This is a genomic window from Sphingomonas sp., assembly GCA_019635535.1.
Lineage (GTDB): Bacteria > Pseudomonadota > Alphaproteobacteria > Sphingomonadales > Sphingomonadaceae > Allosphingosinicella.
In genome coordinates this window covers 1681482-1703312 of sequence record JAHBZH010000001.1, presented here as the reverse complement: position 1 = coordinate 1703312, position 21831 = coordinate 1681482, and the positions used below count along the sequence as shown (strand labels likewise).

25 protein-coding genes are annotated in these 21831 nt (G+C 66.5%); 11 read left to right on the top strand and 14 right to left on the bottom strand.

Going from position 1 to position 21831, the window contains the following annotated elements; genetic code table 11:
* Positions 1–246: 246 nt before the first annotated feature.
* The 4 genes from gyrA to KF780_08770 all read left to right on the top strand — a co-directional run bounded on the left by gyrA (position 247) and on the right by KF780_08770 (position 4555).
* Entirely contained in the window at positions 247–2970 is a 2724-nt protein-coding gene (gyrA, locus tag KF780_08785) for a DNA gyrase subunit A (protein ID MBX3561896.1), read from the top strand.
* Positions 2971–3056: 86 nt separating this feature from the next.
* Entirely contained in the window at positions 3057–3611 is a 555-nt protein-coding gene (locus KF780_08780) for an ArsR family transcriptional regulator (protein MBX3561895.1), read from the top strand.
* 80 nt (positions 3612–3691) lie between these two features.
* Entirely contained in the window at positions 3692–4072 is a 381-nt protein-coding gene (locus KF780_08775) for a hypothetical protein (GenBank protein ID MBX3561894.1), read from the top strand.
* A gap of 81 nt (positions 4073–4153) precedes the next feature.
* Positions 4154–4555, top strand: a complete 402-nt coding sequence (locus KF780_08770; GenBank protein ID MBX3561893.1) for a hypothetical protein — start codon at positions 4154–4156, stop codon at positions 4553–4555.
* Here the strand turns inward: KF780_08770 and KF780_08765 are convergent.
* Positions 4546–4986, bottom strand: coding sequence for a DUF488 domain-containing protein (locus KF780_08765; protein MBX3561892.1), 441 nt, complete (start codon positions 4984–4986; stop codon positions 4546–4548). The two genes, KF780_08770 and KF780_08765, sit on opposite strands and share 10 nt — an antisense overlap.
* The gene (locus KF780_08760) at positions 4952–5377 is read right to left on the bottom strand and encodes a VOC family protein (GenBank protein MBX3561891.1); all 426 of its coding nucleotides are present in this window, start codon (positions 5375–5377) and stop codon (positions 4952–4954) included. Before KF780_08760 ends, KF780_08765 begins: the two co-directional genes overlap by 35 nt.
* Positions 5378–5513: 136 nt before the next feature.
* Here KF780_08760 and trmFO point away from each other — a divergent pair, with 136 nt between their 5' ends.
* Complete coding sequence (gene trmFO / locus KF780_08755) at positions 5514–6830, top strand: methylenetetrahydrofolate--tRNA-(uracil(54)-C(5))-methyltransferase (FADH(2)-oxidizing) TrmFO (GenBank protein MBX3561890.1); 1317 nt, start codon at positions 5514–5516, stop codon at positions 6828–6830.
* Here trmFO and KF780_08750 read toward each other — a convergent pair.
* The 7 genes from KF780_08750 to eno all read right to left on the bottom strand — a co-directional run bounded on the left by KF780_08750 (position 6827) and on the right by eno (position 12987).
* On the bottom strand, positions 6827–7270 hold the full coding sequence (locus KF780_08750; GenBank protein MBX3561889.1) for a histidine kinase: 444 nt from the start codon (positions 7268–7270) through the stop codon (positions 6827–6829). The genes trmFO and KF780_08750 overlap by 4 nt on opposite strands.
* A 75-nt stretch (positions 7271–7345) precedes the next feature.
* Positions 7346–7993, bottom strand: coding sequence for a squalene/phytoene synthase family protein (locus KF780_08745; GenBank protein ID MBX3561888.1), 648 nt, complete (start codon positions 7991–7993; stop codon positions 7346–7348).
* Positions 7994–8059: 66 nt separating this feature from the next.
* Positions 8060–9448: a pyruvate dehydrogenase complex E1 component subunit beta gene (locus tag KF780_08740; protein ID MBX3561887.1), complete on the bottom strand. Its 1389-nt coding sequence runs from the start codon at positions 9446–9448 to the stop codon at positions 8060–8062.
* Positions 9448–10533 carry a pyruvate dehydrogenase (acetyl-transferring) E1 component subunit alpha gene (gene pdhA, locus KF780_08735; protein MBX3561886.1) on the bottom strand — a complete coding sequence of 362 codons (1086 nt, stop codon included), beginning with the start codon at positions 10531–10533 and terminating at the stop codon, positions 9448–9450. The genes KF780_08740 and pdhA overlap by 1 nt, the downstream gene beginning before the upstream one ends.
* Positions 10534–10610: 77 nt before the next feature.
* Entirely contained in the window at positions 10611–11231 is a 621-nt protein-coding gene (locus KF780_08730; GenBank protein ID MBX3561885.1) for an SH3 domain-containing protein, read from the bottom strand.
* 31 nt (positions 11232–11262) lie between these two features.
* Positions 11263–11619, bottom strand: a complete 357-nt coding sequence (locus tag KF780_08725; GenBank protein ID MBX3561884.1) for a septum formation initiator family protein — start codon at positions 11617–11619, stop codon at positions 11263–11265.
* Between the two features lie 87 nt (positions 11620–11706).
* Complete coding sequence (gene eno, locus KF780_08720) at positions 11707–12987, bottom strand: phosphopyruvate hydratase (GenBank protein MBX3561883.1); 1281 nt, start codon at positions 12985–12987, stop codon at positions 11707–11709.
* Between the two features lie 155 nt (positions 12988–13142).
* Between eno and KF780_08715 the strand changes: the two genes are divergently transcribed.
* The 5 genes from KF780_08715 to KF780_08695 are packed head-to-tail and all read left to right on the top strand — an operon-like array spanning position 13143 to position 14997.
* Entirely contained in the window at positions 13143–13622 is a 480-nt protein-coding gene (locus tag KF780_08715; GenBank protein MBX3561882.1) for a hypothetical protein, read from the top strand.
* A gap of 3 nt (positions 13623–13625) precedes the next feature.
* Positions 13626–14015, top strand: coding sequence for a phage holin family protein (locus tag KF780_08710; GenBank protein ID MBX3561881.1), 390 nt, complete (start codon positions 13626–13628; stop codon positions 14013–14015).
* Positions 14012–14314 carry a DUF3618 domain-containing protein gene (locus tag KF780_08705; protein ID MBX3561880.1) on the top strand — a complete coding sequence of 101 codons (303 nt, stop codon included), beginning with the start codon at positions 14012–14014 and terminating at the stop codon, positions 14312–14314. Before KF780_08710 ends, KF780_08705 begins: the two co-directional genes overlap by 4 nt.
* Before the next feature lie 37 nt (positions 14315–14351).
* Positions 14352–14729, top strand: a complete 378-nt coding sequence (locus KF780_08700) for a hypothetical protein (protein MBX3561879.1) — start codon at positions 14352–14354, stop codon at positions 14727–14729.
* A gap of 55 nt (positions 14730–14784) precedes the next feature.
* On the top strand, positions 14785–14997 hold the full coding sequence (locus KF780_08695) for a DUF4170 domain-containing protein (GenBank protein ID MBX3561878.1): 213 nt from the start codon (positions 14785–14787) through the stop codon (positions 14995–14997).
* Positions 14998–15003: 6 nt separating this feature from the next.
* Here KF780_08695 and KF780_08690 read toward each other — a convergent pair whose 3' ends face one another.
* The 5 genes from KF780_08690 to carA form a co-directional block, all read right to left on the bottom strand.
* Positions 15004–15606: a rhomboid family intramembrane serine protease gene (locus KF780_08690; protein MBX3561877.1), complete on the bottom strand. Its 603-nt coding sequence runs from the start codon at positions 15604–15606 to the stop codon at positions 15004–15006.
* Between the two features lie 65 nt (positions 15607–15671).
* Positions 15672–16151, bottom strand: a complete 480-nt coding sequence (gene greA / locus KF780_08685) for a transcription elongation factor GreA (GenBank protein ID MBX3561876.1) — start codon at positions 16149–16151, stop codon at positions 15672–15674.
* Between the two features lie 80 nt (positions 16152–16231).
* The gene (gene carB, locus KF780_08680; GenBank protein ID MBX3561875.1) at positions 16232–19567 is read right to left on the bottom strand and encodes a carbamoyl-phosphate synthase large subunit; all 3336 of its coding nucleotides are present in this window, start codon (positions 19565–19567) and stop codon (positions 16232–16234) included.
* Positions 19567–19914 carry a hypothetical protein gene (locus KF780_08675; protein ID MBX3561874.1) on the bottom strand — a complete coding sequence of 116 codons (348 nt, stop codon included), beginning with the start codon at positions 19912–19914 and terminating at the stop codon, positions 19567–19569. The genes carB and KF780_08675 overlap by 1 nt, the downstream gene beginning before the upstream one ends.
* The gene (gene carA, locus KF780_08670) at positions 19911–21089 is read right to left on the bottom strand and encodes a glutamine-hydrolyzing carbamoyl-phosphate synthase small subunit (protein ID MBX3561873.1); all 1179 of its coding nucleotides are present in this window, start codon (positions 21087–21089) and stop codon (positions 19911–19913) included. Before carA ends, KF780_08675 begins: the two co-directional genes overlap by 4 nt.
* A 143-nt stretch (positions 21090–21232) precedes the next feature.
* On the opposite strand from carA, the gene KF780_08665 reads away from it, so the two are divergent.
* The gene (locus KF780_08665) at positions 21233–21685 is read left to right on the top strand and encodes a GatB/YqeY domain-containing protein (protein MBX3561872.1); all 453 of its coding nucleotides are present in this window, start codon (positions 21233–21235) and stop codon (positions 21683–21685) included.
* Positions 21686–21831 lie beyond the last annotated feature (146 nt).

The following is a 21831-nucleotide window of genomic DNA, read 5'->3' as shown; positions in this document are numbered from 1 at the left end:
GGCTTCTACCGTTATCGGCCCGGGCTTGCTAGGGGGCGGGCAATGAACCCGGCTTGAACCGCGCCAAGGCGAAAAGCCCGGGAAAAACAGGCGGCTGGCGATCCGGGGAAGGGCTGGGCTGCCGAATCTCCTCGCGCGCACGCGCGCACGCGCGGGGTGGCGTCCACCGGTGCCATCGGCTAGGGTCGCCCTTCGCTGGCGCGTGACGCGCCTTACCCATGTCCCACCGATCCAGGAACCCGAAACTTGGCCAGCGTACCGCCGACCATCGAACCTTCCGATATTTCCCCCGTCTCCATCGTCGACGAGATGAAGACGTCCTATCTCGATTACGCGATGTCGGTGATCGTCGCGCGCGCGCTGCCGGACGTGCGCGACGGGCTGAAGCCGGTCCACCGGCGCATCCTCTACGCCTGCCAGGAAGGCGGCTTCGTCGCCGGGCGCGCCTATCGCAAGTCGGCCAAGATCGTCGGCGATGTGATGGGCAATTACCATCCGCACGGCGACAGCGCGATCTACGACGCGCTTGCCCGCATGACCCAGGACTGGTCGCTGCGCGTGCCGCTGATCGACGGCCAGGGCAATTTCGGCTCGATGGATCCCGATCCGCCCGCCTCGATGCGCTACACCGAGGCGCGGCTCAACCGGGTCGCGATGACCCTGCTCGACGATCTCGATAAGGACACGGTCGATTTCACGCCGAACTACGACGCCTCGCGCGAGGAGCCGCAGGTCCTGCCCGCGCGCTTCCCGAACCTGCTGGTCAACGGCGCGGGCGGCATCGCGGTCGGCATGGCGACCAACATCCCGCCGCACAATCTCGGCGAGGTGATCAGCGCCTGCAAGGCCTATATGGACGATCCCGCCATCACCGTCGAAGGGCTGATGGAGCATGTCCCGGCCCCGGATTTCCCGACCAGGCCGCTGATCCTCGGCCAGGCCGGCGCCCGCAGCGCCTATCAGACCGGGCGCGGCTCGATCATGATGCGCGCCCGCCACGAGATCGAGGAAGGCCGGGGCGACCGCCGCTCGATCGTGCTCACCTCCATTCCCTTCCAGGTCGGCAAGTCCGGCCTGGTCGAGCGCATCGCCGAGGCCGCCAAGGACAAGCGTATCGAGGGCGTCAGCGACATCCGCGACGAATCGAACCGCCACGGCGTGCGCATCGTCATCGACCTGAAGCGCGACGCCACGCCCGAGGTGGTGCTGAACCAGCTCTGGCGGCATACTCCGGCCCAATCCTCCTTCCCGGCCAACATGCTCGCGATCCGCGGCGGCCGGCCGGAGACGCTGAACCTGCGCGACATCATCGCCAGCTTCGTCAGCTTCCGCGAGGAGGTCATCACCCGCCGCGCCAAGTTCGAGCTCGCCAAGGCGCGCGACCGGGCGCACCTGTTGCTCGGCCTCGTCATCGCCGTCACCAATCTCGACGAGGTGGTGCGCATCATCCGCGGCTCCGCCTCCCCCGCCGAGGCGCGCGCCGCCCTGCTCGCCCGCGAATGGCCGATCGCCGAGATCGCACCCTATATCCGCCTGGTCGAGGCGATCGAGACCGAGGTGGCAGGCAGTTCCTATCGCCTCTCCGACCTCCAGGTCCGCGCGATCCTGGAGCTGCGCCTGCATCGCCTGACCGCATTGGGCCGCGACGAGATCGCCGGCGAACTGCGCGAGCTCGCCACTTCGATCACCGGCCTGCTCGAAATCCTCGGCGACCGGGTGAAGCTCTACGCGGTGATGCGCGAGGAGTTCGACGAGATCGCGGCGGCCTATGCCACCCCACGCGTCACCGAGATCGCCCCCGCCGCCGACGGCATCGACGACGAGGATCTGATCGAGCGCGAGGACATGGTCGTGACCGTCACGCTCGGCGGCTACATCAAGCGCACCCCGCTCGAAACCTTCCGCGCCCAGCGCCGCGGCGGCAAGGGCCGGGCCGGTATGGCGACGAAGGACGAGGACGCGATCACCAATTTGTTCGTGACCTCCACCCACAATCCGGTCCTGTTCTTCTCGACCCACGGCAAGGTCTATCGTCTGAAGGTCTGGCGCCTGCCCGAAGGCGCGCCCCAGGCGCGCGGCCGGCCGATGGTGAACCTGCTCCCGCTGGCCGAGGGCGAGACCATCTCCACCGTGCTGCCGCTGCCGGAGGACGAGGCGGAATGGGGCAAGCTCCACGTCGTCTTCGCCACCGCGCTCGGCGGCGTGCGGCGCAATTCGATGGATTCCTTCACCAACGTGCCGTCGAATGGCAAGTTCGCGATCCGCTTCGACGACAGCGTCGCCCAGCATGGCGAAGGCGACAAGCTTATCGGCGTCGCTTTGCTGACCGAGGGGGAGGATGTCCTTCTCGCCACCCGCCAGGGCAAGGCGATCCGCTTCGCCGCGACCGACGTGCGCGAATTCCAGAGCCGCCAGTCGACCGGCGTGCGCGGCATCACGCTGAAGGGCGACGACGAGGTGATCTCGCTGTCGATCCTGCGCGCCTTCGATGCCAATACCGAGGAGCGGGAGGCCTATCTCAAGGCCGCGCCGTGGAAGGAAGGCGAGCGCGAGGCGACATTGACGCCCGAGCGGGTCGCCGAATTCGCCGCGGCCGAGGAGTTCATCCTCACCGTCTGCGCCAATGGCTATGGCAAGCGCAGCTCCGCCTTCGAATATCGCCGCACCAATCGCGGCGGCCAGGGCATCACCAATATCGACAATCTCGGCCGCAACGGCCCGGTCGTCGCCAGCTTCCCCGCGCATGACGGCGAGCAGCTCATGCTGGTCACCGATCAGGCCAAGCTGATCCGCATGAATGTCGGCGACACCCGCGTCATCGGCCGCAACAGCGCCGGCGTCCGCCTGTTCGACGTCGCCGACGGCGAGCATGTCGTCAGCGCCGCGCGCATCGACGAGAGCGACGGGGAAGATAGCGGCGATATTTCGGAGGAAATTCGGGACGCGCCGGAAGCAGGGTCGGAAGGCTAGCTTCTCCATTCAAGCGGCGCTTGGCGGACGCCGCTTGACTCTACTCATGATTATCCGTTATTTCTGAAAATACAGAAAGGACGGATATGTCGCTGCTCGACCACCCCGATGCCAAGGCCTTCATTCTCCATTGGGGAGAAATGGGCACGCAATGGGGCGTCAACCGGTCGGTGTCGCAGATCCACGCCTTCCTCTATCTCTCCAATACTCCGCTGCCCGCCGACGAGATCGTCGACCAGCTAAAGCTCGCGCGTTCGAACGTCTCCACCGGCCTGAAGGAATTGCAGGGCTACGGCATCGTCCGGCGGGTCCATGTCGAGGGCGACCGGCGCGACCATTTCGTCGCGGAGAGCGATCTGTGGGACATGCTGATGCGGATCGTCGCGGAGCGCAAACGGCGCGAAGTCGATCCCACGATCGCCCTCCTCGCCGAACTCGCCGAGCGGCTGAAACAGGATGAAAGCGCGCCGCCGCATGTGCGCGAGCGGATCGTCCGGATGCACGAATTCATCTCCACCCTCGGCAATTGGTACGAGCAGGTGCGCGGTCTTCCCAAGCCGACCCTGGTCCTGCTGATGAAGCTCGGCGGCAAAGTCGCCCGCTTCGTTTCCCCCGGCAAAGTCGCCCGATCCAAGGACTGAACCGATGACACGCCGACCGCCCTGACTCACGCCTGAAAGTTTCTGTTTTTTCAGAAATTACGGACAGAAAGGAATGAATGATGGTCGAGATTTCCTACGCGCTTTATCTGATCATTGCGATCGGCATCACGATCTGGGTCGCCCGCACCCTGTCGCGCAATGGCGAGGTGTTTCTGGTCCAATGCTTCGGCCACAACGAGGTGCTGGCGAAATCGACCAACCACCTGCTCGTGGTCGGTTTCTACCTCGTCAATATCGGTTTCATCACCCTGACGCTCAGCATCGGCAACGAGCCGACCACCTGGCCTGAAGCGATCCGTTTCCTCAGCTCGAAGGTCGGCCTCGCGGTGCTCGTGCTGGGCGGCATGCACTTCTTCAACATGTCCGCCATCGCCCGCTTCGGCCGCAAGGTGAACGACTGGCTGATCGACCGCGACAGCGTCGGCGCGGCCGCCATGTGAACCTTCGGACACGGGCGCCCTCGCGGCGCCCGTGCCCCACGATTGCGCGGGGAGAATGAGATGAAAACTGTCGGATCGCCTTTGGCCGCCGCGATCATCGCCTCGGTGCCCGCCGGCCCCCTGTTCGTTGGAATCGCGATTCTTTCGAATTATGTCGCCTCCGTTCCGGCGATCGTACCCTTCTCACTGGGATTCGCCTTGGTCGCCATTCCTGTGCTGTTCCTGTCCTTGCTCGGCGGCGTCGTGCTGGCATTCTTTCCCATTCTGATCGGCGCCCACTTGATGAGCGCAGCCGGCGAATTCAGCGAGACCGCCCGCGATACGATGGCTTGGGCGATCGTTGGGGGCCTGAGCGGTGCCGGCATCGCCGCACTGACAGCAGGTTTCGACGAAGGCGCGCCGTTCGCCGTCGCCTTGATTCTAACCTCGGCGATCTGTGCGCTGATCTGCCGATCGCAATTCCGATGGGACGGTCAGGGATAAATATCCACCGCCTCCGCCCCCGGCATCACCGCCTCGCGCAGCAGGGTCCGGTGGCAGTGCGCCGGATCGCGCTCGAAGCAGATCAGGGCCGAGGGCTTTTCCTCGGCAAGCGCGGCCATCCGTGCCGCCGCTTCCCCGGCCTCGGGCGTTTCGAGCTGCGCGGCATAGACCCGCGCCATCTCCTCGAACCGGTGCTTGCGCGCCGCCTCCCGGCCCTCCGGCGGCGTGCCGAGCGCCTTCAGTAGCACATAGTCGATCCCGGCCTCCTTCAGCCCCGCCGCCAGCACATTCTTCGAGAAGCCCGGCTTGCGCGACAGCGGCACCGCCCGCACGTCGATCACCCGCTCCACGCCAGCTGCCCTCAGCGCCGCGATCACCTCGTCCTGCGTACTGCCCTCATAGCCGATGGTGTAGATGCGCCGCGCGGTCATCCTCGATGCTCCTGTGGCAGACCGCCTCGATATTCAACCCGTCCGGGTCGAGCACGAAGGCGGCATAATAATCCGGACCGTAATGCGGGCGAAGCCCCGGCGCGCCATGGTCGCGCCCGCCCGCCGCCAGGGCCGCCTCGTGAAAGGCGTCCACCGCCTCGCGCGTCTCCGCCCGGAAGGCGACATGCGTTCCCTCGCCCACTTTCTCATTGTCGCCGATCCAGAAGAAGGGGTCGCCCGGCGTGCCGAAGCCATGCGCGGTGCCGCCGCTGCCATTCTCCTCCGCCGGGACGGTCATGACCAGCGCGACGCCGAGCGGCGCCAGGGCCTTTTCGTAGAAGGCGCGCGACCGCTCCGCGTCCGCGACCGCGAAACCGACATGATCGAGCATGACTCCATACCTCTTCCGTCATTCCCGCGAACGCGGGAAACCAGCTTTTGTTCTCCGCCTTCTCAGCGCCGTTCGCGAAGAAGCTTAGCTGGATTCCCGCTTTCGCGGGAATGACGATTGTGGTTGGAAGGCACTCATGTCTCACCAGGTTCATATCATCGGCGGCGGACTCGCCGGGTCCGAAGCCGCATGGCAGCTCGCCGAGGCCGGCGTGAAGGTCCGCCTTTCCGAAATGCGCGGCAGCGGCGACACGACGCCGGCCCACCACACCGACGGCCTCGCCGAGCTGGTCTGCTCCAACAGCTTCCGCTCCGACGATGCCGAGAGCAATGCGGTCGGCCTGCTCCATGCCGAGATGCGCGCCTTGGGCTCGATCATCATGGCGACAGCGGACGAGCACAAGGTGCCGGCGGGCTCGGCGCTGGCGGTGGACCGGGACGGCTTCTCCGAAGCGGTGACGGCGAAGCTCGCCGCCCATCCCAATGTCGAGATCGTCCGCGAGCGGGTGGACGCCCTTCCCGCCGCCGGCCTCGCCATCGTCGCCACCGGCCCGCTCACCGCCGCGAAGCTCGCCGAATCGATCGGCGGCGCGACCGGCGCCGACGCCCTCGCCTTCTTCGACGCCATCGCCCCCATCGTCCACCACGACACGATCGACATGGACATCTGCTGGAAGGCCAGCCGCTGGGACAAGGGCGAGGCCGACTACATCAACTGCCCGATGACCAGGGAGCAATATCTCGCTTTCCACCAGGGCCTGATCGACGGCGAGAAGACCGAATTCAAGGATTGGGAAAAGGACACGCCCTATTTCGAGGGCTGCATGCCGATCGAGGTGATGGCCGAGCGTGGGGTGGACACCTTGCGCTACGGCCCCATGAAACCGGTCGGTCTCGACGATCCGCGCACCGGACGCTGGCCCAATGCGGTCGTCCAGCTCCGTCAGGACAATGCGCTGGGCACTTTGTGGAACATGGTCGGCTTCCAGACCAAGTTGAAGCATGCCGAGCAGGTCCGCCTGTTCCGTACCATCCCCGGTCTCGAACAGGCCGAGTTCGCCCGGCTCGGCGGCCTCCACCGCAACACCTTCATCCAGTCGCCGAAGCTGCTGGACGGGACGCTGCGGCTCAAATCCGCGCCCCATATCCGCTTCGCCGGCCAGATCACGGGCTGCGAAGGCTATGTCGAAAGCGCCGCGATCGGCCTCCTCGCCGGCCGCTTCGCTGCGGCCGAGCTGGCCGGCAAGGCACTCGTCCCGCCCCCGCCGACCACGGCATTGGGCGCCCTGCTCGGCCACATCACCGGCGGCGCCGAGGCGGAAAACTACCAGCCGATGAACGTCAATTTCGGCCTGTTCCCTCCGGTCGAAGGCCGATCGAAGAAGGCCGAACGCAAGAAACGCTATACGGACCGAGCACGCGCGGATCTGACCGACTGGCTCGCTTCAGCCTAGCAGGCACAGCCCTTCTGCCTCGCCGGGGGGCGGGCGCGCGGCGCGGTGGTCGCATATTCGGTGCGGTTCAGGGCGCCGTCGCGATTGGCGTCCGCGCCCTGGAATTTCTCGCGGGTGCGCACCGCCCATTCCTCGAACGACAGCCGCCCGTCGCCGTTCGTGTCGAGCCGGGCGAAAGCCTTGCGGCGCGGCTCGTACAATTCGTTCAGCGTGATCCGCCCGTCCTTGTCGCGGTCGGCGCGATCGAAGCGGCGCTGTTCCTTGGTGCGCGCATCGGCGGCGGGCGGGGGCGGCGGCGCGGTCTCGTCGCCCGGTGTCTCCACGGCAGCCGGCGGCGGCGGGAGCGGGCTGACCTCTCTCCGCGCCATGCCCTTCCAGGCAAAGAAGCCAGCCAACACCAGCAACAAAGCCGCGCTGGCTCCGCATAAGAATCGCAGCATGATTCTCCCCTATACGAAACAGATAAGTCAATTCGCACAGGAGTCAAAGTCACGATCAAGAAAAAGCGGAAGAAATCATCTTCCCGACAACCGATGCCATATCATTCTCAATAGTCGTGATGGCCCACCCTGTTTGCCGGGCACATCATCGCGCAAGTCACGCGCCGCGAGAACCGCCAGCATCCCGAGCGGGCGCAGGGCGGCAGGCCAGCGCACCTGGGCATATCTTGCCCGCGCCGCCGTCATCGCCGCCATCGCCTCTTCGAAACGCGCGCTGTGCCGTGCCAGATCGATCAGCGCCCAGACCTGGCCGGCCGGGCCGACCTCCGCTTCGACACCGAGCAGGCGGGCCGACAACCCAAAAAGCGTGGCCCCGCGCGCGGTGGCATACAGGTCGAGCGCTTCGCGGTCCGGCGCCTCCGCGCCGACGATCGCATCCCAGCCGTCCGCCATCGCCGAAAGCTCGGCACCCGTCACTCCGGCCGACAGGACATGGGCGGCCAGCGCCTCCAGCAAAGGCTCGGCCGGCGGCGGCGCGCCATCGAGCCGCTCCAGCGCCTCGCGCCACCAGGCGAGACGGATGCGCGTCACCATCGGCTCGCGCCCCGTCGCCAGCACCGATGCGAACGCCGCATCGAGCCGCCACAACGCCTCAAGCGCGGGCCGCCGCGCCGCCGGCACATAAGTCAGCGCCAGCACGCGTTCGGGATCGGGCTCCGCCATGCTCTCATCGTCACCCCGGCGCAGGCCGGGGTCCACCTTTTCTTTGGGTTCGCGCGGAGACGAGAACTACCTGTAACTGACCTTCTTCGCCGCCGCGACCACATCCGCCGCCTTGATCAGGGCCAGCTTCTCCAGGTTCGCGGCATAAGGCAGCGGCACATCCTCGTTGGTGACACGCAGCACCGGAGCGTCGAGATCGTCGAACCCGTCCTCCATCGCCACCGCCATGATCTCCGACGCGATCGAGCAGACCGGCCAGCCTTCCTCGACCACCACCATCCGGTTGGTCTTGGCGAGGCTCTTCAGCATCGTCTCGGTATCGAGCGGGCGCAGCGTGCGCAGGTCGATCACCTCGGCGTCGATCCCCTCGCCGGCCAGCGTCTCGGCCGCTTCCAGCGCGACACCGACGCCGATCGAATAGGAGACGAGCGTTACGTCCTTCCCCTCGCGCGCCACCCGCGCCTTGCCGATCGGCAGGACATAATCGTCGAGCTTGGGCACGTCGAAGCTGTGGCCGTAGAGCAGCTCGTTCTCCAGGAACACGACCGGATCCTCGGACCGGATCGCGGCCTTCAGCAGCCCCTTGGCGTCCGCCGCGCTGTAGGGGGCGATTACGATCAGGCCCGGCACGGCGGCATACCACGGCCCGTAATTCTGGCTGTGCTGCGCCGCCACCCGGCTCGCCGCGCCATTGGGGCCGCGGAACACGATCGGGCAGCGCATCTGGCCGCCCGACATGTAATTGGTCTTGGCCGCCGAATTGATGACATGGTCGATCGCCTGCATGGCGAAGTTGAAGGTCATGAACTCGATGATCGGCTTCAGCCCCGCCATCGCCGCGCCGGAGCCGACCCCGGCGAAGCCATATTCGGTGATCGGCGTGTCGATGACGCGCCGGTCGCCGAACTCCTCCAGCAATCCCTGCGTCACCTTGTAGGCGCCCTGATATTCGGCGACCTCCTCGCCCATCACGAAGACGCGATCGTCGGCCCGCATCTCTTCGGCCATCGCATCGCGCAAAGCCTCGCGGACCGTGGTCTTCACCATCTCGGTGCCTTCGGGAAGGTCCGGATCGGCCACCTCGATCCGCGCCGGCTTCACGAGCTGCGCGGTGCCGCTCTCGGCGGCCTGCGGCTTGTCGGATTCCGGCGCGGGCGCTTCGACCTTCGCCTCCTCCTTCGGCGCGGACGTTTCGGCGGCGGAAGCATCCTCGCCTTCCCCGGCGATCAGCGCGATCACCTCGCCCACCTTCACGCCGTCCGTGCCCTCGGCGATCACGATCTTCGCGATCGTCCCCTCATCGACCGCCTCGAACTCCATCGTCGCCTTGTCGGTCTCGATCTCCGCCAGGATATCGCCGGAGGAAACGGTGTCGCCCTCCTTCACCAGCCATTTGGCGAGAGTGCCTTCCTCCATGGTCGGGGAAAGCGCGGGCATTTTGAGTTCGATGGCCATCAGTAGCTGCCTACCAGCACGTCGGTATAGAGTTCGGACGGATCGGGCAGCGCCGCCTGTTCGGCGAAGTCGGCCGCTTCGACGACGATCTTCTTGATCTCGGTGTCGATCGCCTTGAGCTCGTCCTCCTTGGCGCCCGCCTTCTCCAGCTCGCGCTTCACCGCCTCGATCGGGTCGGACTTGTCGCGCACCGCCTGCACCTCCTCGCGCGAGCGGTACTTGGCGGGATCGGACATGGAGTGGCCGCGATAGCGGTAGGTCTTGAGCTCCAGCAGCACCGGCCCCTTGCCTGAGCGCACCCATGCGACCGCCGTCTCGGCCGCGCCGCGCACCGCCAGCACGTCCATGCCGTCGACCTGGATGCCGGGAATGCGGAAGCTCTCGCCGCGCCGGTAGAGCTGGTCCTCGGCCGACGAGCGGTTGACGCTGGTGCCCATGGCGTATTGGTTGTTCTCGATCACGAAGATGATCGGGAGCTTCCACAGCTCCGCCATGTTGAAGCTTTCATAGACCTGACCCTGATTGGCCGCGCCGTCGCCGAAATAGGCCATGGCGATGCCGCCGTCGCCCGAATATTTGTGCTTGAAGGCGAGACCGGTGCCGAGGCTCACCTGCGCGCCGACGATGCCGTGGCCGCCGTAGAAACGGTGCTCGACGCTGAACATGTGCATCGATCCGCCCTTGCCCCGGCTGATCCCCGCCTCGCGGCCGGTCAGCTCGGCCATGATCACGTTCGGGTCGATGCCGTAGGCGAGCATGTGGCCATGATCGCGATAGCCGGTGATCACGCTGTCCTTGCCGACCTCGAGCGCCGATTGCAGGCCGACGGCGACCGCTTCCTGGCCGATATAGAGGTGGCAGAAGCCGCCGATCAGCCCCAGCCCGTAAAGCTGCCCCGCCCGCTCCTCGAAGCGGCGGATGAGCAGCATCTGCTTGTAGAAATCGAGCAGCTCGTCCTTGTCCGCCTTGTAGCGGACGGGCTCGGGCGGGCGCTCGCGGTTCGGCGTGGGCGGCGCGGCTCCGGGAGTCTTGCTGGCTTGCGCGCTCTTGCTTGTAGCGCGTCCCGTCGATGCTGCCCTGGCCACTGGCGTCCGGCCCTTTCCTCTCGTTCAGACGATGGCGCTGCTATGGCCGCAAACGCGGCGGGGCGCAACGGGGCCGGTCAGTCGCCGGCGACGAAGAAGACCATCCGCCAGTGCCCGTCGCGCCGCGCGAAGCCCGCGCGATGAGCGATCAGGTTGCGCACATAAGCGGGCTCGACATAACCCGTCCGGCCATCCGCCAGCCGCATGTGGAACATGCCTTCATCCTCACCGAGCCAGGTCAACACGTCCCAGTCGAGCCGCGCGATCACCTCGGCATCGGGCCGCGGCGCGGAAAGCAGCGGCGCATCTGGAGTGATCGCGAGGAACGTCTCGAACCAGTCGTCTTCCCCGGCCTGGAGAAAGAATGAGGGCGAAACGCGCACGCCTCGGGAATCGACCGCACAGCCGAGCGCCAATGTGGCCTCCAGCACGTCCCAAAGCTCGCTGTCGCCGGCCCCGTCGAGCCGCCAATGCTCGGCCAGTCCGGCGGGGCCCTCAAGGCCGCCGAAGCTGATCGTGGCGTCGTCGGCCGTCACCCCCAGCAGATAGCCGGCATCGCGGCGGGAGATCGCGTCGCGCAGCTTCTCGCGGAACGCGGCGAAAGAGAGATCGGCGGCACATTCGTCCACCGGCGACAGCCTGATGACGGCGGGATCTGGCGCTGCGGCGGCGATCAGCAAGCTCAATATCGGGATCATGACACCCCCTTCCGAGGGGTATCATGCCGTGTCAGCGCCGGGAAGCGGGCCGCGCCTGAGGCGGCGCGTCCGGCGCCTCGCGCAGGTCGATGATCACCTCGTCGGGACGGACGAGGCCGAGCTCGCGCCGGACCAGCTCGTCGGCCAGATCGGGATCGGCGTTGCGCGGATCGAGCAATTCGGCGCGGTGCTGAAGCCGCGCACGCTCCGCCTGCAGCTCGGCGAGATGGATCGCCTTTTCCGCCTTGGCCCGGCGATAATCGCCCCACGACAACACACCGTTGTCACCCACCAATGCATAGCCGACGAAATTGGCGATGACGAGCAATCCCACGGCCGGCAGGGCTGCGCGCTTCATCAGTTGCAAGGGGGTACGTCTTGACGTCATCGTATGGGCACAGAATCAGTAAAATCGCGCCGAATCAAGCGATTTGAGGCCGAAGCCGAAAAAATCCGCCAGTCCGATTCCGGGCTCTCAACCGGCCGCTAAAACCCCTCGTCCCGCATAATGCGCGACCTCGCCCAGTTCCTCCTCGATGCGCAGGAGCTGGTTGTATTTCGCCAGCCGGTCGGAGCGCGCCAGACTGCCGGTCTTGATCTGCCCGCAATTGGTTGCGACGGCGAGGTCCGCGATGGTCGTGTCCTCGGTCTCGCCCGAACGGTGCGACATGACGGCGGTGTAGCGCGCGCGATGCGCCATGTTCACCGCGTCGAGCGTCTCGGTCAGCGTGCCGATCTGGTTGACCTTGATCAGGATCGAATTGGCGAGGCCCTGTTCGATGCCCATGGCCAGCCGCTTCGGATTGGTGACGAACAGATCGTCGCCGACGAGCTGGATCTTGTCGCCGACCAGATCGGTGATCGCCTTCCAGCCCGCCAGATCGTCCTCGCCCATCCCGTCCTCGATCGACCGGATCGGATAGTCGCGGGTGAGCGCCGACAGATATTCGGCCATCTCGACGGGCGAAAGCGTCATCCCCTCGCCGTCCATCCGATAGGCGCCGTCCCTGAAAAATTCCGTCGCGGCGCAATCGAGCGCCAGCACCACGTCGTCGCCGGGCCGGTAGCCGGCCTCCTCGACCGAACGCATGATGAAGTCGAGCGCGTCGCGGGCCGAGGCGAGGTTGGGCGCGAAGCCGCCCTCGTCGCCGACCGCCGTCGAGAGGCCGGCATCGTGCAGCTTCTTCTTCAGCGTGTGGAAGATCTCCGCGCCGCAGCGCAAAGCCTCGGAAAAGTTCTCCGCGCCGACCGGCATCACCATGAATTCCTGGAAATCGATCGGATTGTCGGCATGGGCGCCGCCGTTCAGGATGTTCATCATCGGCACCGGCAGCACGTTCGCCGAAACCCCGCCGACATAGCGGTAGAGCGGCAGGCCGCGCGCGTCCGCCGCCGCTCGCGCCGCCGCGAGGCTGACGCCGAGGATCGCGTTGGCGCCGAGCCGCGACTTGTTCTCGGTCCCGTCCAGCTCGATCAGGGCCGCGTCGATCTCGCCCTGGTCCTCGGCCTCCAGGCCGGTCAGGGCGGCGGCAATCTCGCCGTTCACCGCGTCCACCGCCGCGCTCACGCCCTTGCCGAGCCAGCGGCTCTTGTCGCCGTCGCGCTTCTCGACCGCCTCGTGCGCGCCGGTCGAGGCGCCCGACGGCACCGCCGCGCGGCCCAGGCTGCCGTCCTCCAGCAGCGCATCGACCTCCACCGTCGGGTTGCCGCGGCTGTCGAGGATCTGGCGGGCGTGCAGGTGAATGATGGCGGTCATTTCGTTACGGCCTCGCATGGGATATGGAAAAAGCGTGCCGGCCGATTATCTCTGGCTTGGGACACATGCAACTTTCCTGTCCGCCGCCGGAACGCAAGGCCCAAGCGGGTGTTCTCGAAGGACAGGCTTTTGTGCAAGCGAGTGGAGGAAATATCATGCCCCGTCACGACCTCGAGCTGTCCGAAGGCTCAGACCGCGCCGCTGGCGAAAACGCGCGCGAGTCGACCGACAAGCTGGTTCGCCAGGTGAAGGATCAGGTCTCCACGCTGCGGGGCCAGGCCGGCGAACGGCTGCGCGCCTATGCCGATGACGGCAAGGGCAAGGGCGCCAACCTGCTCGAGGAGCTGGGCGGGGTGATCGACGATGCCGCCCGCTCGATCGACGAGCGGCTCGGCGGCGAATATGGCGATTACGCCCACCGCGCGGCCGGCGCCGTCTCCTCCTTCGCCGGCAAGGTCCGCGACAAGAGCGTTGACGATATCGTCGCGGAGACGCGCGACATCGTCCGCAAGAGTCCGGTCATCGCGATCGCCGCGGCGGCCGTGGTCGGCTTCGCGCTGATGCGGGTGCTGCGCACCGGGATCGAGGAGGCCGGCGAGGTGGGCCGCCCCGAAGCGGACAATGACGGGGCCTGATCGTTGACGGACGGGGGAGAGCAACCGGGCCCGGACGGGGAGACGATCGGCGAGCTGATCGCCCGGTTGGTCGAGGACGGCCGGACCTATGCGGAGGCGGAGATCGCCGTCGCCAAGGCGATCGTCGCCTATCGCGCGACACGCGCCCGGCGGGCGCTGGTGGCGCTGGCGATCGGCTGGTTCCTGCTGTTCGCGGCGATGACGGCGGTGGTGATCGGCGCGATGGTCGCCCTCGCCCAGCAGATCGGTCCGCTCTTCGCCGCATTCATCGTTGGCCTGCCGCTGGCGATCGGCGGCTATCTGCTCGCCCATTATGGCTGGGACGGGATCAAGGGCCTCGGCCGCGACGAAGGCGAGCGGGACGCGATCGAACGCGGCGAGACGCCGCCATGACTTTGGAAGGCATCGAGCAGGCGCGGCGCGATGCGGTGAGGGCGCGCGCCCGGCTGGATGCGACCCTGGCCGCGACGCGCGCGCGCCTTCATCCGAACAGCCTTGCCGGCGAGGCGTGGGACGGGGTCAAGGCCAAGGGCGCCGATCTCGCCGATGAAGCGGTGGAGGCGGTGAAGGCACGGCCGGTCGCCGTTTCCGCCGGGATCGGCGCGCTGGCGCTCTTCCTGGCGCGCGGCCCTCTTACAAGAGCGGCGAAGCGCCTTATCTCCGACAGGCGGGATGAGAGCAACGAATCCTGAAGCGCAACGTTGAGCGCTGGAAGCAAGGAGCGTGTCGATGGCGGCGAGGAAAAAGCAGGACGAGCGGACGGAGGACGCGGCGCGCGGCCGCGCCGGCCGAGCGCTGGACAGCGCGCGGGAGCGCACCGTTTCGGCCTATGAGGCCGCGCGCGACCGCACCAGCGACGTCAGCGCCCAGCTCGCCGTCTATCCGGTCGCCGCAGTGCTGGGCGGACTGGCGATCGGCGCCGTGCTCGGCGCATTGGTCCCCGGCACGCGCCGCGAGCGGGAGCTGCTCGGCGATGCGGGCCGCAAGCTGGTCGACGGCGCGCGCGAGGCGGCCCGCAAGGGCATCGACGCCGGCCGCGCCCGCGCCGACGAAGGCATCGGCAAGGTCGTCCGCGCCGTCGGCGAAACGATCGGGACCAAGGACTGAGCGCGGCGGCGCCGCGACTTGCGCCCCGGCCCGTTCCCGCCTAGGCGAGCGCGCCATGAGCAAGCTGCATTTCGTGTTCGGCGGCCGGGTCAAGGATCCGCGCGGCCTCGATTTCGATCTATCGACCATCGACATGGTCGGCCTCTATCCGGACCATGCCAGCGCCGTGGAAGCCTGGCGCGGCAAGGCGCAGCGCACCGTGGACGATGCCGAGATGAAATATGTCGTCGTCCACCTGCACCGGTTGCTGGAGCCCGACAGCGCCTGATCGCGATCAGGCCTTCCGGTATTTGAGCAGAAGCAGCGGATAGGCGAGCAGCAGGCCGACCAGGAATCCGCCGATATGGGCGGCGATGGCGACGTGGATGCCGCCGCTCGCGAAGCTGATGCCGATGACGATCTGCAAGACCACCCACGCAGCCATCAGCCACAAGGCGTTGAGCCACAACGCCAGACGCGGACTGGCGACCTTCACCCGATTGCGCCCGAACAGCATCGCATAGGCACCCAGCACCGCCGAGATCGCCCCGCTCGCGCCGATCATCGGCACCATGTCGTCCGGCTGGATCAGCCAGTGCGCCGCGGCGGCCGCATAGGCGCCGAGCAGATAGAGGAGGATGAACCCCTTTGTCCCGACCACGCTCTCCGTCGGCCGCCCGCAGAAGACCAGCACCAGCAGATTGAAGCCGAGATGGACGATATTGGCGTGGACGAAGGTCGCGGTGAACGGCGTCAGCCAGGCCGGAGCCAGCGCCAGCCCGGGCTCTGCCACCGCGCCGCTGAACCGCGCGGGGATGAAGCCGCCCCATACGGCCGCCCAGCCGTCGAGCGCGAGCATCCACGCCACGAACCAGGCCGCCAAGACCGCCAGCGACATCCACAGGGTGAACGGCGCCTTGGCCCAGCTTTCCGGCGGTCGCATGACGGGTCCGCGTCCCGTCCCTATTTGAATTCGATCTTGGCGATCTCGAAATATTTGTCGCCGGACGGCGCGGAGAATTCCACCTCCTCGCCCTTGGAGCGGCCGATCAGCGCCCGGCCGAGCGGCGAGGCATAGCTGATCCGTCCGACCTTGGCGTCCGCCTCGGTCTCGCCGACGATCTGATATTTGATCTTGTTGTCGTTCTCGTCGAGCAGATGAACGGTCGCGCCGAACACCACCTTGTCGCCCGACAGGGTGGTCGGATCGATCACCATCGCGCGGCTCAACCGATCGTCGATGTCGGCGATCTGCGCCTCGATCTGGCCTTGGCGCTCCTTGGCGGCGTGATATTCGGCATTCTCGGAAAGGTCGCCATGGGCGCGCGCTTCCTCGATCGCATCGATGATCGCGGGGCGCTCCACCATTTTCAGGTGGCGCACGTCGTTCTGCAGCTTCTCATAGCCTTCGGCCAGCATGGGCAGCTTTTCGACCGTCGCCATTCGCAATGCCTTTCGTCAAAACCCCGTTTGGGCGTCCCTCGGCAGGAGGATCGCCTGAAGCCCAACCAATTTGTTCAGGATCATGCTTCGGAGGCTGAATAATAGTCCTGCAAGGCGCGCACTTCAAGGCCGCGCGCCCGCCGCGCCGCGATGGAGCGCACCACCGCCGCGCTCGACGCCGCGGTGGTGAAATAGGGAATTTTCTGCTGCACGGCCGAGGCGCGGATCGACGCGGAATCCTTGTGGCTCTGCCAGCCTTCGGTGGTGTTGAAGATCATCGCGACCCCGCCGTCCTTGATCCGGTCGACGATGTGCGGGCGCCCCTGGGCGACCTTGTTGACCCGCTCGACCGCGACGCCCTGCTGATCGAGATAGTCGGCGGTGCCGCCGGTCGCGATCGCGTCGAAGCCAAGCCCGATCAGGTCGCGCACCGCCGCCAGTATGGCCGGCTTGTCGCTGTCCTTGACCGACACGAACAGCGTGCCGCCGTCCGGCAGTTCGACGCCCCCGCCCTGCTGCGATTTGAGGAAAGCGGTAGCGAAATCGCCATCGATTCCCATGACTTCTCCGGTAGACTTCATTTCCGGCGAGAGCACCGGATCGACGCCCGGGAAGCGCGCGAACGGGAAGACAGCTTCCTTGACCGCGATATGGCGCACGTCGCGGCGGATCGGCGGCAGATCGGCCAGCTTCTCGCCCGCCATCACCCGCGCCGCGATCTTGGCGACCGGCGCGCCCACCGCCTTGGCGACGAAGGGCACTGTGCGGCTGGCGCGCGGATTGACCTCGATGAGATACACTTCCCCATCCTTCACCGCGAACTGGCCGTTCATCAGCCCGACCACGCCCAGCGCCCGGGCCAGTTCCGCCGCCTGCCGCTCGATCTCGGCGACGATCTCCGGGGACAGGCTGTAAGGCGGCAGCGAGCAGGCGCTGTCGCCCGAATGGACCCCGGCCTCCTCGATATGCTGCATCACGCCGGCGATCGTCACATCCGTGCCGTCGCACAGGGCATCCACATCCACCTCGATCGCGTCGCGCAGATACTGGTCGATCAGCACCGGGCTGTCGCCGGACACCTGCACGGCGGTGTGGATATAATTGTCGAGCTGCTCCGCCGAATCGACGATCTCCATCGCCCGCCCGCCGAGCACGTAGGAGGGCCGGGTCAGCACCGGATAGCCGATCCGCTCCGCCACCTTCAGCGCCTCGTCGCGGCTGCGCGCGATGCCGTTGCGCGGCTGCTTCAGGCCCAGCCGGTCGACCAGGGCCGCGAAGCGCTCCCGGTCTTCGGCCAGATCGATCGCGTCGGGCGAGGTGCCGAGGATCGGAATCCCGGCCTTTTCCAACGCCGCCGCCAGTTTCAGCGGCGTCTGCCCGCCGAACTGAACGATGACGCCCGCCAGTTCGCCGCGCAACTGCTCGACATGCAGGATTTCCAGCACGTCCTCTTCGGTCAGCGGCTCGAAATAGAGACGGTCGGACGTGTCGTAATCGGTGCTCACCGTCTCCGGATTGCAATTGATCATCACGGTTTCGAGCCCGGCCTCCTTCAGCGCATAAGCGGCGTGGACGCAGCAATAATCGAACTCGATCCCCTGCCCGATCCGGTTCGGCCCGCCGCCCAGGATCACGACCTTGCGCCGGTCCGACGGCATCGCCTCGCATTCCGGCTCGCCGAAGGTCGGGCTTTCGTAGGTCGAATACATGTAAGGCGTCTTCGCTTCGAACTCGGCGGCGCAGGTGTCGATCCGCTTGAAGACCGGCCGCACGCCCAGCTTGTGGCGCAGCCGGCGCACCTCCTCCTCGGTGGTCGCGCCGATCATGCCCTTCACCGCATCGTGGATCAGGCCGTGACCGCGGGTGCGCGTCTTCACCGCCCCGCCCGCGACATTGGCCGATTTGAGATTGAGCTCGGCCAGCCGCCGGTCGGAAAAGCCCATCTGCTTGAGGCGCCTGAGGCCCTCGGCCGTGCCCGGCAGCCCGTCGCGACACACGCCTTCCTCGGCCTCGACGATCTCCTGAATACGCTCCAGGAACCAGGGATCGTATTTGGCGATGGCATGGACTTCCGTCACGCTCAGCCCCTCGCGCAGCGCCTGGGCGGCGACCAGCAGCCGGTCCGGCGAGGGCACGGCCAGCGCCGCCTCGATCTCCGCCTTGGGCGCGCCGTACAGCTGGCGCACGCCGTCGAAGCCGATCAGCCCCGTCTCCAGCCCGCGCAGCGCCTTCTGCAAGCTCTCGTGGATGTTGCGGCCGATCGCCATCACCTCGCCGACGGACTTCATCGCCGTGGACAGCAACGCCTCGCTCTCCTTGAACTTTTCGAAGGTGAAGCGCGGGATCTTGGTCACGACATAATCGATGGTCGGCTCGAACGAGGCCGGGGTGACGCCGGTGATGTCGTTGTCGATCTCGTCCAGCGTGTAGCCCACCGCCAGCTTCGCCGCGACCTTGGCGATCGGGAAGCCCGTCGCTTTCGACGCCAGCGCCGAGGAGCGCGACACGCGCGGGTTCATCTCGATGACGACGAGGCGCCCATCCTTCGGATTCACCGCGAACTGGACGTTGGAACCGCCTGTTTCGACACCGATTTCGCGCAGGCAAGCGATGCTCGCATTGCGCATGATCTGATATTCCTTGTCGGTCAGCGTCAGCGCCGGCGCGACGGTGATGGAATCGCCCGTATGGATGCCCATCGGATCCACATTCTCGATCGAGCAGATGATGATGGCATTGTCCGCGCGGTCGCGGACCACCTCCATCTCATATTCCTTCCAGCCGAGCAGCGATTCCTCGATCAGCACCTCGTTGGTCGGCGAAGCCTCCAGCCCGCCGGTGACGATGGCGATGAACTCCTCGCGATTGTAAGCGACGCCGCCGCCCGTCCCGCCCAAAGTGAAGCTCGGCCGGATAATGGCGGGAAGCCCGGTCTTTTCCAGCCCCGCCAGCGCCTCCTCGACCGTATGCGCGATGGCGGAGCGGGCGGAGTCCAGCCCGATCCTGTCCATCGCCTCGCGGAATTTCAGCCGGTCCTCGGCCTTCTCGATCGCCTCGGCATCGGCCCCGATCATCTTGACGCCATATTTCGCCAGCGTGCCGTCCTTGAACAGCGCCAAGGCCGTGTTCAGACCCGTCTGCCCGCCCATCGTCGGCAGCACCGCGTCGGGCCGCTCCTTCTCGATGATCCTGGCCACATATTCGGGCGTGATCGGCTCGACATAGGTGGCGTCGGCCAGCTCGGGGTCGGTCATGATCGTCGCCGGGTTCGAATTGACGACGATGACGCGATAGCCCTCTTGCCTAAGCGCCTTCAGCGCCTGGCTGCCCGAATAATCGAACTCCGCCGCCTGCCCGATCACAATGGGACCGGCGCCGATGACGAGGATGGAGGAGATGTCGGTGCGTTTGGGCATTAGTGAGCAACTGCCTGCAAATTGTAGAGGATCAGCGCGGCAAGTGCGCCAGCCACGATCATGAAAATCATAGAAAGAAGCGGCGCAGCAGCAGCTCGGCTTGCACGAGGATAGAAGAACCCTTGAAGTGTCGCCGCACCGATGAACAAGAGCGGCACTGTCCACCACGTAAACACAAACAGCGCCCACACAAATAAGACAATCAGCCACACACCCGATATCGAACCAATGACCTTCCAGACAGCGTCCGTGCCCGGCATTGGGCGAAGAGGTGGGTATCCTCTCGTCCTAAACTCTATCATCGAGCCGAGAGTGAAGACGGTGAGCGCGAGAAAAAACCAGATCACTCATGATCTCCTAGCTTCATCATCCCCACAAACTTCCCGAACAGATACGTGCTGTCCTGCGGCCCCGGGCTCGCCTCCGGGTGATATTGCACGCTGAACGCCGGGCGATCCGTAAGCTCGATCCCGCAATTGCTCCCGTCGAACAGGCTCACATGCGTCTGGCGCACATTGTCGGGCAGGCTCTCCGCCTCGACCGCGAAGCCGTGGTTCATGCTGGTGATCTCGACCCGGCCGTCCTCGATCCGCTTCACCGGATGGTTCGCGCCGCGATGGCCCTGGTGCATCTTCGCGGTGCGCGCACCGACGGCGAGGCCGAGGAGCTGATGCCCCAGGCAGATGCCGAACAGCGGCTTGCCCGTTTCCAGCATCTTGCGGATCACCGGCACGGCATAGTCCCCCGTCGCCGCCGGATCGCCCGGTCCGTTGGACAGGAAGAAGCCGTCGGGTTCGTGCGCCATCACCTCGTCGAAGCTGGCCGTGGCGGGCAGCACGGTCACGCGCGCCCCGGCCGCCGCCAGATTGCGGAAGATGTTGCGCTTGGCGCCATAATCGATCGCGATGACATGGGGCCGCCCCTCATCGTCCCGCGCCTCGGCATAACCCTCGCCCAGCCGCCACAGCCCGCCTGACCACCGATGCGTCTGCCGGGTCGTCACCTCCTTGGCGAGGTCCATGCCTTCCAGCCCCGGCCAGTCCCGCGCCTTCGCCTTCAGCGCCTCCAGATCGAACTTCCCGTCCGCGCGATGGGCGATCACCGCATTGGGCGCGCCCTGCGTGCGGATCAGCCGGGTCAGCGCCCGCGTGTCCACGCCGCTCAGCCCGATCCGCCCGTTCGCGCGCATCCATTCGACGAAGGTCTGGAGGCTGCGGAAATTGCTCGGCGCGGTCACGTCCTGCCGCACCACGCAGCCGAGCGCGTGGGGATTGTCCGCCTCCACGTCCTCGTAATTCGCGCCGACATTGCCGATATGCGGGAAGGTGAAGGTGACGATCTGCGCGGCGTAGCTGGGATCGGTCATGATCTCCTGATAGCCGGTCATCGCGGTGTTGAAGCACAGCTCCCCCACCGCCTCGCCCTCGGCGCCGAATCCCCTCCCCCAGATCGTCGTACCGTCGGCCAGAACCAATACGCCCGTCGCTCCTTCAGGCGCGGGCGAGGGGATGGCGTCGGCCATGCGGCGGGCACTCCGTAAGCGTGGGTTGGCGATGTCGCTAAGACCCAGCCGCTAAGGCCGCGCGGGCGACGCGTCAATCCTGTTAAAAGCCGGGCCAGGCGGTTAGACGAACGGTTTCCCGAAAACGCCAATCGAGACATTCAATGATTCGCGACGACATCAAGCAGGCCCAAATCGATGCCATGAAGGGCGGCGACAAGGCATCGACCGGCACGATCCGCCTGATCCAGGCCGCGATCAAGAATCGCGACATCGAATTGCGCGGCTCCGCCAACCCGCTGGCGGACGACGTGCTGGTCACGGAAGTCCTCCAGAAGATGATCAAGCAGCGCCGCGAATCGATCGAGATGTACGAAAAAGGCGGCCGCGCCGAGCTCGCCGCCGCCGAATCGGCCGAAGTCGCGGTGATCGAGCGCTTCCTGCCCCGCCAGATGGACGAGGCCGAACTGGCCGCCGCCCTCGACGCGATCGTCGCCGAGACGGGCGCCGCGAGCGTCAAGGACATGGGCCGCGTCATGGCCCTGCTGAGGGAACGCCACGCCGGCCAGCTCGACATGAGTAAGGCGAGCGCGGCGGTGAAGGCGCGGCTGTCATAGAGAACTCCCCTCCCGCTTGCGGGAGGGGTTGGGGGTGGGGCAAGTACAACCACTTCGCTCGTCCCGAGCGAAGTCGAGGGGCGCTGGCACGGAGTGGGACGAAGAAAGATGACCCTCTCCCCCATTTCGTTCGAAAGGCTCACCCC

Bases quoted from the DNA above. Each gene is read 5' to 3' on its own strand.
- KF780_08740 (MBX3561887.1), bottom strand. From the start codon at position 9,448: ATGGCCATCGAACTCAAAATGCCCGCGCTTTCCCCGACCATGGAGGAA.
- eno (MBX3561883.1), bottom strand. From the start codon at position 12,987: ATGACCGCCATCATTCACCTGCACGCCCGCCAGATCCTCGACAGCCGC.
- KF780_08775 (MBX3561894.1), top strand. From the start codon at position 3,692: ATGGTCGAGATTTCCTACGCGCTTTATCTGATCATTGCGATCGGCATC.
- KF780_08705 (MBX3561880.1), top strand. From the start codon at position 14,012: ATGACTTTGGAAGGCATCGAGCAGGCGCGGCGCGATGCGGTGAGGGCG.
- KF780_08690 (MBX3561877.1), bottom strand. From the start codon at position 15,606: ATGTCGCTGGCGGTCTTGGCGGCCTGGTTCGTGGCGTGGATGCTCGCG.
- greA (MBX3561876.1), bottom strand. From the start codon at position 16,151: ATGGCGACGGTCGAAAAGCTGCCCATGCTGGCCGAAGGCTATGAGAAG.
- KF780_08730 (MBX3561885.1), bottom strand. From the start codon at position 11,231: ATGATCCCGATATTGAGCTTGCTGATCGCCGCCGCAGCGCCAGATCCC.
- carA (MBX3561873.1), bottom strand. From the start codon at position 21,089: ATGGCCGACGCCATCCCCTCGCCCGCGCCTGAAGGAGCGACGGGCGTA.
- KF780_08780 (MBX3561895.1), top strand. From the start codon at position 3,057: ATGTCGCTGCTCGACCACCCCGATGCCAAGGCCTTCATTCTCCATTGG.
- KF780_08715 (MBX3561882.1), top strand. From the start codon at position 13,143: ATGCCCCGTCACGACCTCGAGCTGTCCGAAGGCTCAGACCGCGCCGCT.
- KF780_08665 (MBX3561872.1), top strand. From the start codon at position 21,233: ATGATTCGCGACGACATCAAGCAGGCCCAAATCGATGCCATGAAGGGC.
- KF780_08750 (MBX3561889.1), bottom strand. From the start codon at position 7,270: ATGCTGCGATTCTTATGCGGAGCCAGCGCGGCTTTGTTGCTGGTGTTG.
- KF780_08765 (MBX3561892.1), bottom strand. From the start codon at position 4,986: ATGACCGCGCGGCGCATCTACACCATCGGCTATGAGGGCAGTACGCAG.
- trmFO (MBX3561890.1), top strand. From the start codon at position 5,514: ATGTCTCACCAGGTTCATATCATCGGCGGCGGACTCGCCGGGTCCGAA.
- KF780_08745 (MBX3561888.1), bottom strand. From the start codon at position 7,993: ATGGCGGAGCCCGATCCCGAACGCGTGCTGGCGCTGACTTATGTGCCG.
- KF780_08695 (MBX3561878.1), top strand. From the start codon at position 14,785: ATGAGCAAGCTGCATTTCGTGTTCGGCGGCCGGGTCAAGGATCCGCGC.
- carB (MBX3561875.1), bottom strand. From the start codon at position 19,567: ATGCCCAAACGCACCGACATCTCCTCCATCCTCGTCATCGGCGCCGGT.
- KF780_08700 (MBX3561879.1), top strand. From the start codon at position 14,352: ATGGCGGCGAGGAAAAAGCAGGACGAGCGGACGGAGGACGCGGCGCGC.
- KF780_08725 (MBX3561884.1), bottom strand. From the start codon at position 11,619: ATGACGTCAAGACGTACCCCCTTGCAACTGATGAAGCGCGCAGCCCTG.
- KF780_08760 (MBX3561891.1), bottom strand. From the start codon at position 5,377: ATGCTCGATCATGTCGGTTTCGCGGTCGCGGACGCGGAGCGGTCGCGC.